The organism is Actinomyces sp. oral taxon 170 str. F0386, from assembly GCF_000195595.1.
Classification (GTDB): domain Bacteria; phylum Actinomycetota; class Actinomycetes; order Actinomycetales; family Actinomycetaceae; genus Actinomyces.
Genome location: NZ_GL882563.1, coordinates 1 through 13,656, shown reverse-complemented (window position 1 = coordinate 13,656; position 13,656 = coordinate 1). Strand labels below are relative to the sequence as shown.

Annotated in this window: 12 protein-coding genes and 1 pseudogene; 8 read left to right on the top strand and 5 right to left on the bottom strand. The window is 69.3% G+C overall.

From position 1 onward, the window contains the following. Positions 1–3: 3 nt before the first annotated feature. Together HMPREF9056_RS11110 and HMPREF9056_RS15020 are read right to left on the bottom strand one after the other, a co-directional pair. Positions 4–435: an IS3 family transposase gene (locus HMPREF9056_RS11110; protein WP_087942263.1), complete on the bottom strand. Its 432-nt coding sequence runs from the start codon at positions 433–435 to the stop codon at positions 4–6. Positions 436–488: 53 nt separating this feature from the next. Further along, positions 489–719, bottom strand: coding sequence for a transposase (locus tag HMPREF9056_RS15020; protein ID WP_157185073.1), 231 nt, complete (start codon positions 717–719; stop codon positions 489–491). A 139-nt stretch (positions 720–858) separates the two neighbouring features. Here HMPREF9056_RS15020 and HMPREF9056_RS14915 point away from each other — a divergent pair, with 139 nt between their 5' ends. Continuing rightward, on the top strand, positions 859–990 hold the full coding sequence (locus HMPREF9056_RS14915; RefSeq protein WP_009405081.1) for a hypothetical protein: 132 nt from the start codon (positions 859–861) through the stop codon (positions 988–990). Positions 991–1,456: 466 nt separating this feature from the next. Here the strand turns inward: HMPREF9056_RS14915 and HMPREF9056_RS11105 are convergent, their stop codons facing one another. Further along, complete coding sequence (locus tag HMPREF9056_RS11105) at positions 1,457–2,947, bottom strand: NCS2 family permease (RefSeq protein WP_009405079.1); 1,491 nt, start codon at positions 2,945–2,947, stop codon at positions 1,457–1,459. A 126-nt stretch (positions 2,948–3,073) separates the two neighbouring features. On the opposite strand from HMPREF9056_RS11105, the gene HMPREF9056_RS11100 reads away from it, so the two are divergent. Further along, positions 3,074–8,053 carry a DEAD/DEAH box helicase gene (locus HMPREF9056_RS11100; protein WP_034514488.1) on the top strand — a complete coding sequence of 1,660 codons (4,980 nt, stop codon included), beginning with the start codon at positions 3,074–3,076 and terminating at the stop codon, positions 8,051–8,053. Between the two features lie 68 nt (positions 8,054–8,121). Beyond that, positions 8,122–8,958 carry a uracil-DNA glycosylase gene (locus HMPREF9056_RS11095; RefSeq protein ID WP_009405077.1) on the top strand — a complete coding sequence of 279 codons (837 nt, stop codon included), beginning with the start codon at positions 8,122–8,124 and terminating at the stop codon, positions 8,956–8,958. A gap of 25 nt (positions 8,959–8,983) precedes the next feature. Here the strand turns inward: HMPREF9056_RS11095 and HMPREF9056_RS11090 are convergent, their stop codons facing one another. Then, positions 8,984–10,765 carry a DUF3027 domain-containing protein gene (locus HMPREF9056_RS11090; protein WP_157185070.1) on the bottom strand — a complete coding sequence of 594 codons (1,782 nt, stop codon included), beginning with the start codon at positions 10,763–10,765 and terminating at the stop codon, positions 8,984–8,986. Between the two features lie 110 nt (positions 10,766–10,875). On the opposite strand from HMPREF9056_RS11090, the gene HMPREF9056_RS11085 reads away from it, so the two are divergent. The 5 genes from HMPREF9056_RS11085 (at position 10,876) to HMPREF9056_RS11065 (ending at position 13,286) form a co-directional block, all read left to right on the top strand. Beyond that, positions 10,876–11,349, top strand: coding sequence for a MarR family winged helix-turn-helix transcriptional regulator (locus HMPREF9056_RS11085; protein ID WP_009405075.1), 474 nt, complete (start codon positions 10,876–10,878; stop codon positions 11,347–11,349). A gap of 93 nt (positions 11,350–11,442) precedes the next feature. Next, positions 11,443–12,054 (top strand): DsbA family protein, encoded by a 612-nt coding sequence (locus HMPREF9056_RS11080; protein ID WP_034514486.1) that lies wholly within the window; start codon positions 11,443–11,445, stop codon positions 12,052–12,054. Beyond that, a complete protein-coding gene (locus HMPREF9056_RS11075; protein ID WP_157185069.1) occupies positions 12,051–12,524 on the top strand; it encodes a nucleoside deaminase in 474 nt (157 codons plus the stop codon). Before HMPREF9056_RS11080 ends, HMPREF9056_RS11075 begins: the two co-directional genes overlap by 4 nt. Before the next feature lie 20 nt (positions 12,525–12,544). Further along, on the top strand, positions 12,545–12,865 hold the full coding sequence (locus tag HMPREF9056_RS11070; protein WP_009405072.1) for a multidrug efflux SMR transporter: 321 nt from the start codon (positions 12,545–12,547) through the stop codon (positions 12,863–12,865). Positions 12,866–12,899: 34 nt separating this feature from the next. Continuing rightward, entirely contained in the window at positions 12,900–13,286 is a 387-nt protein-coding gene (locus HMPREF9056_RS11065) for a multidrug efflux SMR transporter (RefSeq protein ID WP_253270020.1), read from the top strand. Between the two features lie 50 nt (positions 13,287–13,336). Here HMPREF9056_RS11065 and HMPREF9056_RS11060 read toward each other — a convergent pair. After that, a pseudogene (locus HMPREF9056_RS11060) lies at positions 13,337–13,656 on the bottom strand (hypothetical protein); the annotation flags it as partial.

The window sequence follows — 13,656 nt, the reverse complement described above, 5'->3', positions numbered from 1 at the left end:
GCGTCAGCAGTCCAGAACGGTCGCAAGATAGATGAACCCAGCCCACGTCCTGACATAGGAGGGGGCACCTCCCGCTTGCGGGGGAATATCCCCACACAACTTCTTGCCGGGCTCATCTGCGGTGAAGTCCCGCTTGAACAGGTCCGGCCGTTCACCCAGGTCCTGGGCCGGCACCGTGGTTCGGACTTTCGCCCGTGGTTGTGCGGCCTTCAGCCCCAGGTCACGCATGATGGCGCGGATCGTGGAACCGTCCGCCCGCACACCACGCCGCTCCAGGACCACCTGAATCCTCCGGTACCCGTAGGTACCATCGGAGTCCTCAAAAACATCCTTAATCATAATGGCCAGCTCTTCCCGCCTGATGGCCGTCTGCGACCGGGGCCGGTCGCGCCAGGAGTAGTATCCTGATTTTGACACCCTGGACCATCGACACATTGAGGAGATGGGATAATGGCCTTACTTCGCGGCCCCGAGCTCGTAGCGGTCGGTCACGGTCGTTCCTTGGCGAAGAAGGCGGCTGCCTTTTTCAGGAACTCGTTCTCCTGACGCAGCTCACGGACCTCCGCTCTCAGTTTCGCTATCTCGGCCGACTCGGAGGCTTCCTTGCGGTCCTGGTCGGTGGCGTACTCTTTCCTGTACCTGGCGACCCAGCTACCTACCGTCTGGGAGACAAGGTCATACGACGAGGCGACCGAGGAGATGGTTCGTTCCTTCTCGATGAATCTCGCACCACCTGCGCCTTGAACTCCTCGGAGTATCCCGCTGCTGGCATGGTATCCATCCTATCGACTCAGGGGAAGAAAAACTCCCCCAGTCCGAGAAACACCACGCACCCCAAGATACCTGCCCAGCTGGAAGATGTTCTTCGCCTCCGACTCACCCCACTACCAACGCGCCACCCAACTGGCCACCACAACCACACCCGCAGGCAACGGAGCCGTCCTCACCTTCGGCACCCCCAACACCTACCCCACCATCCTCAACCAATAGTGAACACCCAACCACCCGCGCCCAGACCCTCAACACCACCGTCGAGCAAGAACCCACTATGCCCAGGACCAGGAACCACACCGGCGAGGCTCACCGGAGCCGCGGCCCACAGAGCACGGAGAGCCCGCGGAAGCTCACGTACTTCACGCGGACGCGCAGGCCGACCACCCGCCTGGTCGACCGCTCCGAATCGGGACAAGTTCGCCCCGGTGGTGTCCAGATCTGCTGACCTACGCCAGCACTCACCAGCCCGTGCCTCGAACCGGCGCCCCGGAGCTACTGGGCGAACCTCGGGTTCTACTGCCCACCACCCGGGTGTACTGCCCGAGTCTCGGGGGGTCGGGCAGTACACCCAGCTGTCGGCCAGTGATACCCACCTGTCGGACATTGCAACCAGCGCACGCTCCGTCCCACACCGGCCGCCCACATGCCCCACCCGGGCACCTCCGGGCGCCGTCGGCCCTTGTCAGGAGACGCCGAGGATTGCCTTGATCGGGGCGAGGGTGAAGTAGACGACGAACATCGCGCATGCCACCCACATGAGCGGGTGGATCCTGCGGGCCCTCCCCTGGGCCACCTCGATGACCAGGTAGGAGACGAAGCCGGCCCCGATCCCGTTGGTGATCGAGTAGGAGAAGGGCATCATGATGATGGTCAGGAAGGCCGGCAGGGCGATCTCCGGAGACGTCCAGTCGATATCGGTCACCTGCATCATCATGAGGAAGCCGACCACCACGAGCGCCGGGGTGGCCGCCTCGTAGGGGACCATCTTGACCAGTGGGGCGAAGAACATGGACAGGGCGAACATGCAGCCGGTGACCACCGAGGCCAGGCCCGTGCGGGCCCCCTCCCCCACGCCCGCGGCGGACTCCACGTAGGAGGTGTTCGAGGAGACGCCCCCGACACCACCCGCGATGGCGGCCAGGGAGTCGACGACAAGGATCTCACGGGTCTTGGGCGGGCTGCCGTGCTCGTCGAGCAGGTCGCCCTCGGCGCCGATGGCGACCATGGTGCCCATCGTGTCGAAGAAGTCGGCCAGCAGCAGGGAGAACACCAGGAGGATCACCGAGACGACCCCGACCTTATGGACACTGCCCAGCAGGCTGAAGTGCCCCAGCGTCGACAGGCTCGGCAGGTCCACAGGGAAGCCGTCCAGGTGCGGCTCGGACAGGGACCAGCCGGTGAGGTTGAGAGGACCGTTCTTCGGGTCGTCGTTGAAGGGGCCCAGGTGGGCGACGGCGTCGATGACGATGGCCAGGACCGTGGCCGAGGCGATACCGATGAGGATGGCCCCGCGGACCTTGCGCACATGGAGCACCACCATGAGGAAGAGCCCGAAGAGGAAGACGAGGACCGGCCAGCCCTGGAGGGACCCACCCAGGCCCAGCTCCAGGGGGGTGCCGCCGCGACGCACCATCTTGGCGTCCACCAGGCCGATGAGCGCGATGAACAGGCCGATGCCCACGGAGATCGCGGTCTTGAGCTGGTCGGGGACGGCCTTGAAGACGGCCTCGCGGAAGCCGGTGAGCACCAGGACGAGGATGATGATGCCCTCGATGACGATGAGCCCCATGGCGTCGGCGTACGTCATGCCCCGGGTGCCCACGAGGGTGTAGGCGACCATCGCGTTGATCCCCAGGCCCGCGGCCACGGCCATCGGGTAGTTGGCGACGACGCCCATGAGGATCGTCATGATTGCGGCGACGAAGGCGGTGCCGGCGGCGAGCTGGGCCTCGGTTCCCGGAGGGCTCGCCTTGGACAGGATGGCCGGGTTGAGGACGAGGATGTAGCTCATCGAGAAGAAGGTGACGATGCCGCCACGGACCTCGCGGGAGATGGTCGAACCGCGTTCGGTGATGTGGAAGTACCGATCCAGCCAGGATGCGCTGCTGGGAGTGGACGAAGATGAGGTCTTCGTGGGAGTACGTGTGCTCACGGCGGCATTCTTCCAGATCATCACGCGTTGAGCGAAACTGAGCGATGCCGTCACCGCTCCCCCAGCGATCACACCACCGCTCAGGCCCCGGCATTCCTGTCACACCCTCGTGGAAGGATGGTCGGTGAGACCGGACGGGAGGAGGTGATGGCAGTGACCGAGACTGCAAGGGACCCGGCTGCCGCCGCGGGACCGCATGAGCCGGGCTGGGAAGGATTCTCCCCGGCCACACGCACCTGGTTCCTCGACGCCTTCCCCACCGGCCCGACCCCTGTGCAGGAGCGGGCCTGGGCCGCGATCGGCCGAGGTGAGAACGCCCTGGTCATCGCCCCCACCGGCTCGGGCAAGACACTGGCGTCCTTCCTATCCGCCATCGACCGCCTAGGGCGGGAGCCGGTCGCGGAGGAGAAGGGAACCGAGGCGGCAGCAGGAGGTGCGCAGGCGGAGACCGACGGCGTGCGGGTCCTCTACGTCTCTCCGCTCAAGGCGCTGGGAGCTGACGTCGAGCGCAACCTGCGCCGGCCGCTGGCGGGAATCTCCGCCGTCGGCCCCGCCCGCCCGATCCCGGTGGGCGTGCGCTCGGGGGACACGCCCGCGCGGGAGCGTCGTCGGCTGCGCAGCCACCCGCCACGCATCCTCATCACGACGCCGGAGTCGCTCTACCTCATGCTCACCAGCACTGTGCGAGAGACGCTGCGGACGGTGGAGACGGTCATCGTCGACGAGATCCACTCCTTCGCCGGTTCCAAGCGCGGCACGCACCTGGCCGTGTCCCTGGAGCGCCTCGATGACCTCCTGGGGCGCCCGGCGCAGCGCATCGGCCTGTCCGCCACCGTCTCGCCCCCTGAGGAAGCCACCCGGTTCCTCGGCGGGCTGCACCCGGTGACGATCATCGCCGACGACGGCCGGGCGACGCCGGAGGTCACGGTGGCCGTGCCGGTGGAGAACATGGCCCGCATCCCGGCGATCTCGGACCGCCGCACCCGGATGGAGCGGGCGCTCGCAGCACCCGCGAGCGCGGGCAGTGGCCAGAAGGCCCAGCCCTCCGGGATTGGGCGGGCGGGGTCCTCGCAGGCCTGGCGCTCCGACCGGGCGCTGAGTCGAGCCATGGCGGCGGGGCAGGCCGACCGGCCCGGTTCGGGGGTGCCTGCCCGGGTGTCGGCCTCGATCTGGCCGCACCTTGAGAACGCGATCCTCGACCAGGTCCTGGCCCACCGCACGACGCTGGTCTTCGTCAACTCCCGGGGCGCCTGCGAGCGGCTCACTGCGCACCTCAACGAGGCCTACGCCGCGCGTCTCGGGGCGGCGGGGCCGACGTCGCAGGTGCCGGTTCACAGGGAGTCCTGGGAGATGGGAACCGGTTCGCACACCGAGCCCCTGGCGGCGGGCGCCCCGGTGATCGCCAAGGCCCATCACGGGTCGGTCTCCAAGGAGCAGCGTCTCGGCGTGGAGCGGGAGCTGGCCGCGGGGGAGCTGAGGTGCGTGGTGGCCACGGCCTCGCTCGAGCTCGGCATCGACATCGGCTCGGTCGACCTCGTGCTCCAGGTGGCGCCGCCCCCGTCGGTCGCGGCGGGCCTGCAACGGGTGGGGCGCGCCGACCACCGGGTGGGCGGACGGCCGCGCGGCGTCATCTACCCCGTGGAGCGGACTCAGCTGGTGGACGCCGCCGTCGCCGCCGAGGGGATGCGCGCCGGGGCGATCGAGCGCACGGAGCTGGTGTCCAACGCCCTGGATGTGCTGGCCCAGCAGACGGTCGCCGCGGTGAGTGTGGCGGATGGGCTGACGGCCGACGCCTGGTTCGCCACCGTCACCCGGGCGGCCCCCTACACCTCGCTGCCGCGCTCGGCCTTCGACTCGGTCCTGGAGCTGCTGGCCGGTGGCTTCGCCTCGGCGGACCTGGCGGACTTCTCGCCACGCATCGTGTGGGACCGCGCCACCGGTGAGCTCAGTGCCCGGCCCAGCACGCAGCGGCTGGCGGTGGCGTCCTCGGGCACGATCCCGGACCGGGGCGTGTTCCCCGTCGTCCTGCCCGAGGGGGCGCAGGATGCCGGGCGGCGGCGGGTCGGGGAGCTCGACGAGGAGATGGTGCACGAGTCCAGCCCGGGCGACGTCATCACGCTGGGGACGTCGAGCTGGCGGATCCGCCAGATCACGGGGGACCGCGTCGTCGTCGACCCGGCCGAGGGGCGCAGTGCCCGTCTGCCGTTCTGGAAGGGCGAGGGGCTGGGGAGACCTGCGGCCACCGGTCTCGCCAAGGGCGTCTTCCTGCGTCAGGCGCAGGCCTCCTTGCCATTGGAGGCGGGCGCCGATGAGTCGGAGGCCGAACGGGCGCTGCGGCGCCGGCTCAAGGAGGCGGGACTGGACGATCATGCCCGCGGCAACCTGCTGGCACTGCTGCGTGAGCAGTACCGAGCCACCGGCGCCCTGCCGACGGATGAGACCCTGGTCCTGGAGCGCTATGAGGATGAGTCCGGCAGCTGGCGGATCATCGTCCACAGCACGCTGGGGCGGTGCGTCCACGAGCCCTGGGCGATGGCGATACGGGAGCGGGTGCACCAGCTGCTGGGGGTGCGTCCGCAGATCATCGTGGCCGACGACGGCATCGTCCTGCAGATCCCACCGGTTGAGAGCGGTCTCCCAGGGGCCGGGCTCATCACCTTCGACGCCGCGGAGATCTCCTCCCTGGTGCGGAGCCGGATCGAGACAACGGCACTGTTCGCGGCCCGGTTCCGCGAGTGCGCCGCCCGAGCCCTGCTCATGCCCACCACCCGCCCGGGGCACCGCACGCCGTTGTGGCTGCAGCGGGTCAGGGCCGGACAGCTGCTCGAGGCCTCCCGCCAGTTCCAGGACTTCCCCGTCAGCGTGGAGGCGGCGCGCGAGTGCCTCCAGCAGTACTACGACCTGCCCGCACTCACCGACCTCATGGAGCGTCTCGCCTCCGGCCGGGTGCGCGTCGTCGAGGCCGCCACCAGCGAGCCGTCGCCCTTCGCCCACCCGCTGCTGTTCGGGTACGCGAGCACCCTGATCTACCAGGAGGATCTGCCCCACGCCGAGCGCCGGGCCCAGCTGCTCTCCCTGGACCCCAAGGCTCTCGACGCCCTGCTGGGCGACGGCGGCGTCGCGGACCTGCTCGACGACGAGGTCCTGGCCCAGGTGGAGGCCGAGCTCCAGCACCTGGCTCCCGGCAGGCGGGTGCGCTCCGATGCTGAGGGAATCGCCGATCTTCTGCGTGAGCTGGGCCCGTTGAGCGCGGCCGAGCTGGCCCAGCGGTGCACCGACGTCGGCGGGCAGGATCAGGGGGAGGACGCACGAGGCGACGGCGCGGGCGGGGCCGGCGGCGGCGTTGAGCGCGCGGTCGAGCGGGCACTTGCCGAGCTGGCCGGGGCCCGCAGAGCCGCCACGGTGCGGGTCGGCGGGCGGGAACTGTGGGCCCGGGTCGAGGACGCCCAGGATCTTCGGCTGGCCCTGGGAGTGGAGGTCCCCGACTGGGCGCTGGAGCGGGCTGAGGCCGGTGGTGCGGTCGAGCGGACGGCGGCGGCCCGTTCACCGCTGAATGACCTGGTTCTGCGCTACGCGCGCACCCATACGACCGTGACGCCGCAGCGCGTGGCACGGGCCTTCGGGCTGGGGGCGGCGGTGGCGGAGGGGGCCCTGGCCGAGCTGGCCGGGGCCGGCTCGCTCGTGGACCTGGGTGCGGTGGGGTGGATGGAGTCGGCGGTCCTCACCCGGGTGCGCAACCGCTCCCTGGCCCGGGCGCGGGCCGCCGTCGCGCCGGTGACGCCCACGGCTCTCCAGCGTCTCGTGCTGGAGCGGGCGGGGCTGGATGAGCCGGGCGGCGGCGTCGACGCCCTGGCGGAGGCCCTGGCGGCGCTGGAGGGCGTGTGGCTGCCGGCCGGCCTGTGGGAGTCGGTGGTGCTGCCCGCCAGGGTCGTCGACTACCGGCCGGCCATGCTCGATGAGCTCATCGCCTCCGGGGAGGTCGTCTGGTGGGCGCGGCCCGTCGGCGATGCCGCGTCCCGGTCCGGTTCCGCCCGGGTGAGGACCGGGGCCGGCGACGTCCCCGCACCGGGAGAGATCGCCTTCTTCCCCACGGACTCCGCCCTGGCACCGGTTGCCGGGGAGGCGATCGCGCCGGGTGAGCCGGAGGCGCCGGTGGGTCGGCAGACGGGAGTCACCGGGGAGGCTCTCTGGCAGCTGGTTCGCGAGGGGGCCGCCACGGGCCGCTCCTTCGAGCCGGTGCGCCGGGCACTGGCGCCCGCAGCCGGGACGCGCACCTCCCCGTCTTCACGGCGGGTGCGCAGCCGCCGGGGCCGTCGCCTCATGATGGAGACGCCGCGCACCGGGGAGGTGACGGCAGCCGGACAGCTGTCCTCCGTTCTGGCCTCCACCTCCTGGGTGAGGCTGTCTTGCGCACCGGCCGGCGATGAGGAGCGGGCGATCGCGGAGGTGGAGTCACTGCTGGACCGCTACGGGGTCGTCTGCCGCGACCTCGCCCTGGCCTTCGGTGGGGCGGGAGGGCTCGTGCCGCTCATGCCGGTGCTGCGACGCATGGAGGAGACCGGGGTGATTCTGCGCGGCGGTTTCATCGAGGGTCTGGGGCCGGAGCAGTTCGCCGAACGGGAGAGCGTTGACCGGCTGCGGTCCCTCAGCCACAGCCCCGGCGGCACGACGGCGACACCGGTCGTGCTCGATCTGAAGGACCCGGCCTGTCTCATCGGGCGCGGGGTGCCGTGGCCCGAGCCGGTGCTGCCCGCAGGCCTCGGCGAGCCGACCGGGGGCCGCGGTGAGGAGGCCGGTGGCCCACCGCTTCGACGCCAGGGGGCGAGCGTCGTCGTGCTGGGTGGCACCCCGGTGCTCTACGCCTCGGAGAACCTCAAGGTCCTCATCTCCTACACGTCCGAGCGCGAGGACCTGGCACGCGCCCTGGCCGCGCTGGCCGCCGACAGGCAGCGGATGTTCGCGCGCCAGGGGGCCGCGACGGTCAGGCACCGTACCGTGGTGGAGTCCCTCAACGGGGTCACCGCGTTGGAGCCCACCGTGAGCGACCTCTTGCGTCAGGCCGGTTTCGTGCGCGACCCCAGGGGGATGCGGCTCACCGTCAGCCCCTACGGGGCGTCCTGGCGATGAGCGGGCGGCCCTTCACCGATGACAGAAGCCGGCACCATGGTGCTCTTGCCCGTGCACACAATGAGGGCATGGCCGATCCGCACCCCGTCACCGGAGCGTTCTTCGATTCCCCGGTCCCTCCCGGGACCGGATGGCCCGATGATCCCGCCACCGCCACCACGCCCATGGCCCGATCGGCCGCCGACGTGGCGCGCCTGGCCGGTGCATCGTCGGATCTGCCCGCGCTCGATGCCCGGATCACGGTGTGCCGCGCCTGTGACCGCCTCGTGACCTGGCGTGAGGAGGTTGCCAGGAGCGGCCGTCGCGCCTCCTTCTCCCACGAGCCGTACTGGGGGCGACCAGTGGCGAGCGTCGGGGCGGCGGATGCCCGCATCTACGTCGTCGGGCTGGCACCCGCGGCCAACGGGGCGAACCGCACCGGCCGCATGTTCACAGGGGACCGCTCCGGGGACTGGCTGTGGGCGGCCTTCTACCGGGCGGGCCTGGCGACGTCGCCCACCTCGACGGCGGCCGGTGACGGGCAGCGACTCACCGGGGCGCGCATGGGCGCAGCCGTGCGCTGTGCCCCACCCGCCAACAAGCCGACGACCGTCGAGCGCACCACCTGCGCGCCGTGGCTCGCCCGCGAGATCGCCCTCATGCCGGAGGTCAAGGTGCTGCTGGCGCTGGGCGGGATCGGATGGGGCGCGGCGCTGCGGGTCACTCGCGAGGCGGGGTGGACCCTCCCCCGCCCTCAGCCGCGCTTCGGCCATGGGGCGACGGCGGAGCTGACCAGGCCAGATGGCAGGCCGGTGACGCTGCTGGGCAGCTACCACCCCAGCCAGCAGAACACGTTCACCGGGCGGCTCACCGAGGCGATGCTCGACGAGGTGCTGGAGACCGCCAAGCGCCTCGCTGAGGCATGATGGCGGAAGCGCGGCCGAGGACGTGTCAGGAGCGGTCGGGCAGGATGGCCTCGAGGTCGGCGAGGGTCCGCGGCGCGTGCTGAGGCTCTGCGTCCTCGGGCTCCGCGCCGGACGCGTCCTCCTGGGACGTCCCGTCCGTGCGGCCGTCGGCGCTTCGGGCGCTTGGTGCTGGGGCCGAGGGCCTCGTGGCCGATTCCTCCTCCGCTTCCCCGGCAGGCGCGTCGATCCCGAGGGCGAGGGACAACCCGGCCACGGCCGCGCGGGCTGAGGCGGCGCGCTCACTGGGCGAGTCACCGGATCCGGCGCTGGCGGGGGCCGGCGGCACCGGGTCCGCGGCCGCCGCGAGAACCTCGGCGGCACCGGAGGCCGATGAGGCCGACGCCGTGGCGGTCACGGCTCCACCAAGGTCTCCGAGGTCGAGCTCCAGCAGGCGGCTGCGGCGCTCCTCGGCGGTCTCGGCCGGCGAGTCGGCCGTGCGACGACGACGCCTGGTCGAGGAGGCCTCGCGGCGGGAGCGCTTCGCGGCGGGCCCTTCGGTGGTCCTACCGGTCTTCTTCCCAGGAGCCTCTGCCGGCGGCTCCTCGGCCACGGGCTCGGCGGTGTCCGCGCGCTTGGCACTGCCCTTGCCGTCAGCACGAGCAACGTCGTCAACAGTGCCGTCGGAGTCGGCGGTGGTCATCGCGGTACTGGCTGAGGCATCGGCATTCCGGGCCGACGACTCAGCACCGGTGTCCGGTCCGGACGCGTCTGCCACGCCTGTGTCAGCGGCGCCATCGGGATCGCCATCGACGTCGTCGGGCTGCTGGGCGGCGAGCTCGACGAGGCTCTGCCCCTCGCGCAGGTCGAGCCCGTTGGTACTCAACGGCACCATGAGGTGGTCGTCGACCCGCGAGGGATTGACGGGCCACTCCGGGCCCTGGTCGGGCAGGTCGGTCTCGGAGTGGGCGCCACAGCCGTGATCCAGGGAGACGACGCTGCCGTCGTCGGCGGCCCACTCGTTGGCGCAGACTCCGAAGACGGCGCGCAGGGCGCCGGCCATGGGCAGGAAGAAACCGCAGGTGGAGCAGGTGGCGTGAGCCTTGCGGACGCCCTCGGCGTCGGGGCCGTGGTCTCCGCCGTACCAGCGCTCGGCAGCGCTGGAGACGCCCTGGGCGCTCAGGACGCGGGGGCGGCCCAGGTCGAGCTGGTCCAGGGCGACGGCGTCGGCGTCCTCGCCGGTGGCCTCCCACCCGGGTTCGAGGCGCTCGTCGGTCTCCTTGCGGGGAAGGCGGTCTGAGCGGGTGATGTCACCGGGTTCGAGGCGGTCGGCCCACGGGACCCAGGCGGGGGCGAGGAGGGCCTCCTCTCCGGGGAGGAGCTCCATCTCACAGACGGTGGCGGTGCGGCTGCGCGGGACGCGGCTGAGGGTGACGGCCCAGTGCCAGCCGCGGTAGCCGCTCAGGGTGCAGTCGAACAGGTGGGTGACGAGGCGCTCGGCGTCGGGGACGGCGGCCAGGTACTCGCCGACGGTGATGGGGTCGGTGAACTCCTCCAGCGCGTGGCGGGCGAGCTCGACGGCGGCCGGGGAGGTGAGGGTCTTGTCCTTGGCGGCCTGGGCCTGCTGGCCGGGGGTGGGCAGGGCGCCGGCGCGTGGCACGGGGGCCGGCGAGGGCGAGCCCGCACCCGGTGCCGGGCGCTCCAAGGTCGCCGTGGAGGTGCGCGCCCCGGTGGCGGAGGCTGGGCCATGCCCGGTATCGGTGCCGTTCGGGGCTCCGCCCGTCGAGGTTCCACCCGAGGCGCCGGTGCGAGAGTCGATCGTGTCGGTCACTCGGCCAGTGTAGGGGAGGCTCCTGAAACTGCCCTGGCCTGCGCGGGTTGGCCTGGGCACACCTACTGCTACGCCTTGACGGCGGTGCCTGCCTGCTCTAACTTATTTGCATGCACATGAATGCAATCGCCGAGCCGGAGGAGGTGTCCACCTTGACCGAGCCGGACGATTCATGGGCAACAGTGGTTGCGACAGTCAGCCGGATCGAGACCTCACTTAACCTGTGGCTGTCACAGAGCCACGGATTAGGGCTCACCGACTATAGGGCGCTGGCACTCCTCAGCGAGGCGCCAGACCGAGAGCTACGGATCTCAGAACTGGCCATCCGAATCGGCCTCAATCAGAGTTCAACGACACGGCTCGTAGGAAGACTTGAGCTCAAAGGCCTCGTCACTCGCGACACATGCCCCGAGGACGGCCGCGGAGTCTACGCAGTCATCACCGAGACCGGCCTCGACCTCACGCATGAGCTGACTACGTCCTACAGCGAGAAGCTCACCAAGCTATTGACAACTCCACCCACCGCCACTACGCCCAGCACCGCAAATCGAGCCTTTCGCACCATCGCCGACCTGACCCCCTAGCAGACGCCGCACCCTCAACTCACACCACCACCCACAAGTGCCACCCGACACCCCACTATATGTATGTACATGCAACTAAGGAGACACGACATCATGAGTACTTCCGTTGACGTATTCATTGACTACGTCTGCCCGTTCTGCTTCCTGGTCGAACCCGCCCTTGAAGAGCTGAGGCGAGACCGAGACGTGAAGGTCAACATTCGCCCGTTCGAGTTACGCCCCGACCCCGTTCCGACGCTCAGACCAGAGGATGACTATTTGCCGCGCGTGTGGAATGACCTTGTCTATCCAATGGCTGAACGGATCGGGATCCCGATTCGCCTACCAAGTGTGTCACCTCAGCCCCGCACGGAGAAGGCATTCCTTGTACTGCAGCTCGCGCATGAACACAATATCGCTGGGACATACTCCCATGCAATGTTCCAGGCATTCTTCCAGGACGACCGGGACATCGGAGACGAGGAAGTTATTGTCGACGTATCCAGGACCCTGGGACTGGAGGCAACCTCCGTCAGAGAAGCCATGGCGAGCCCCGCACGCAAACGTCAGCATCAAGCAGACCTCGCCTATGCCACCGAAACTATGAGGATCACAGCCGTTCCCGGAATCGTCATCGACGGAACTCCGCTCCAGGGCACCCCCAGTGCTACACGCCTGAAAAAGGCCGTGGACGCACTGACGACTTCAAAGGGATGCAGACCATGACGAGATTCCTGGAACAATTAATGGCACAGGCGGTCATACGATCGATCACTCATGTGGAGAGCGGAGGCCTCCCCTTCGTAGGCGTCATCGTTGACGGTCAACAGGCGATCTCCGAGTTCGGTGTCAATCGAGTTCAGGAAACGGGCGACCCAAGCGCTCACGCAGAGATCGTGGCGATCCGTGATGCCCTCTCATCAAGCGGGGAAACCGACCTGAGGGGTACCACTCTCCTGGCCACAGGCGAACCGTGCGGAATGTGCTACCGACATGCCATCAATGCCCGAATCACCGACATCCGAGTCGCCGTCGACCGCGACCAGGTCGCCGAACTCGGCTTTGATTACCGGCACAGCTATCCATCATTCGGCATCACCGACTCGCTGCGCAGCAGCCTCATGCGGCCACTCCGAGTCTCCGGTGACACCGAACCATTCATCCGATTTATTGCCCTTCAAAACCTCCGGAACTGACACCTCGGAAAGGATAACCCATGCAGTGGATCTACCTCACGATCGCCGTCATCTTCGAAGTCACCGTTGGTATCGCCGCCGGAAAAGCCCAAGGTTTCCGAAACATCCCTTGGACCATCGCGACCCTGGTCAGCGGCGCCATCGCCACCTTCTTCCTCAGTCTCGCCCTCCTCACCTTCGATGTCGGCGTCGGCTACGCCCTATGGACCTCACTGGCCGGCGTAGGAATCGTCATCGTTGGCGCAGTCTTCCTCAAACAGAAACTGACCTGGAGGAAGCTCCTTGGCATCACCATCGTCATTATCGGAGTCGTCGGACTGAACCTTGCCGGCACCGTCTGATTCATCATTCACGTCACACCCGAAAGGAATGATCATGACAACAACCAATGACAACACCGTGCCCACCACCGGACGCAGCGCAGCAGGCCCGTGGTCCGCCCTGCTCCTCGCCGGAGCCTTCGAAGTCGGATACGCCCTAAGTGTCAACGGCAGCCAAGGATTCACTCACCTCGTCTGGTCCCTGGTCGCTCTCGTCTTCTTCCTCTGCACCCTGTTCTTCCTGAGCGTCGCGCTCAAACGAATCGATGTCGGCATTGGATATGCGGTCTGGGCTGGAATCGGCGCCGTCGGGTCTGCCGCGCTCGGCCCTGTCTTCTTCGATGAAACCTTCACGGCGGCCAAGGCCATCTGGCTCGCCGTCATCATCGCCGGAGTCGTCTGGCTCAAACTCGCCGACAGCACCAGGTTCAGCAACGACTAGCGCATTCGACGGGATGCTGCCCTCAGACAGCCACTAATAACCGTCTGCCGTCACCCGGCCTCGACCGAGACGATGCGGTGGACGGCCACGGTCAGCTCGGTCTCGTGCACGACGTCGCGCAGGCGCACCCGCCCGGGCTCGACGGCCATGACCCTCACCTGCCGTTCCTGCACGGCGCCGTCGGGGCCGGCCAGGGTCAGCCGCAGCCGCGAGCGCGAGGACTGGGCCTGGCGCAGAACCGCCAGGGCGTGCACCGGGTCCGTGGCCATAGCCGACTCTCCGGCGGCCTGCAGGGCCTCCTGCCCCACACGCAGCCGCCCTACCAGGGCCGCCAGCTCGCGCCTTCCAGGCCGGCGCCGTCGGACCGAGT

What these genes read in the sequence shown, in the direction of transcription:
- HMPREF9056_RS11075 (WP_157185069.1), top strand. Translation starts at nt 12,051, where the DNA reads ATGACGAGATTCCTGGAACAATTAATGGCACAGGCGGTCATACGATCG.
- HMPREF9056_RS14915 (WP_009405081.1), top strand. Translation starts at nt 859, where the DNA reads ATGTTCTTCGCCTCCGACTCACCCCACTACCAACGCGCCACCCAACTG.
- HMPREF9056_RS11100 (WP_034514488.1), top strand. Translation starts at nt 3,074, where the DNA reads ATGGCAGTGACCGAGACTGCAAGGGACCCGGCTGCCGCCGCGGGACCG.
- HMPREF9056_RS11110 (WP_087942263.1), bottom strand. Translation starts at nt 435, where the DNA reads ATGTGTCGATGGTCCAGGGTGTCAAAATCAGGATACTACTCCTGGCGC.
- HMPREF9056_RS11085 (WP_009405075.1), top strand. Translation starts at nt 10,876, where the DNA reads ATGCACATGAATGCAATCGCCGAGCCGGAGGAGGTGTCCACCTTGACC.
- HMPREF9056_RS11095 (WP_009405077.1), top strand. Translation starts at nt 8,122, where the DNA reads ATGGCCGATCCGCACCCCGTCACCGGAGCGTTCTTCGATTCCCCGGTC.
- HMPREF9056_RS11105 (WP_009405079.1), bottom strand. Translation starts at nt 2,947, where the DNA reads ATGATCTGGAAGAATGCCGCCGTGAGCACACGTACTCCCACGAAGACC.
- HMPREF9056_RS11080 (WP_034514486.1), top strand. Translation starts at nt 11,443, where the DNA reads ATGAGTACTTCCGTTGACGTATTCATTGACTACGTCTGCCCGTTCTGC.
- HMPREF9056_RS11070 (WP_009405072.1), top strand. Translation starts at nt 12,545, where the DNA reads ATGCAGTGGATCTACCTCACGATCGCCGTCATCTTCGAAGTCACCGTT.
- HMPREF9056_RS11065 (WP_253270020.1), top strand. Translation starts at nt 12,900, where the DNA reads ATGACAACAACCAATGACAACACCGTGCCCACCACCGGACGCAGCGCA.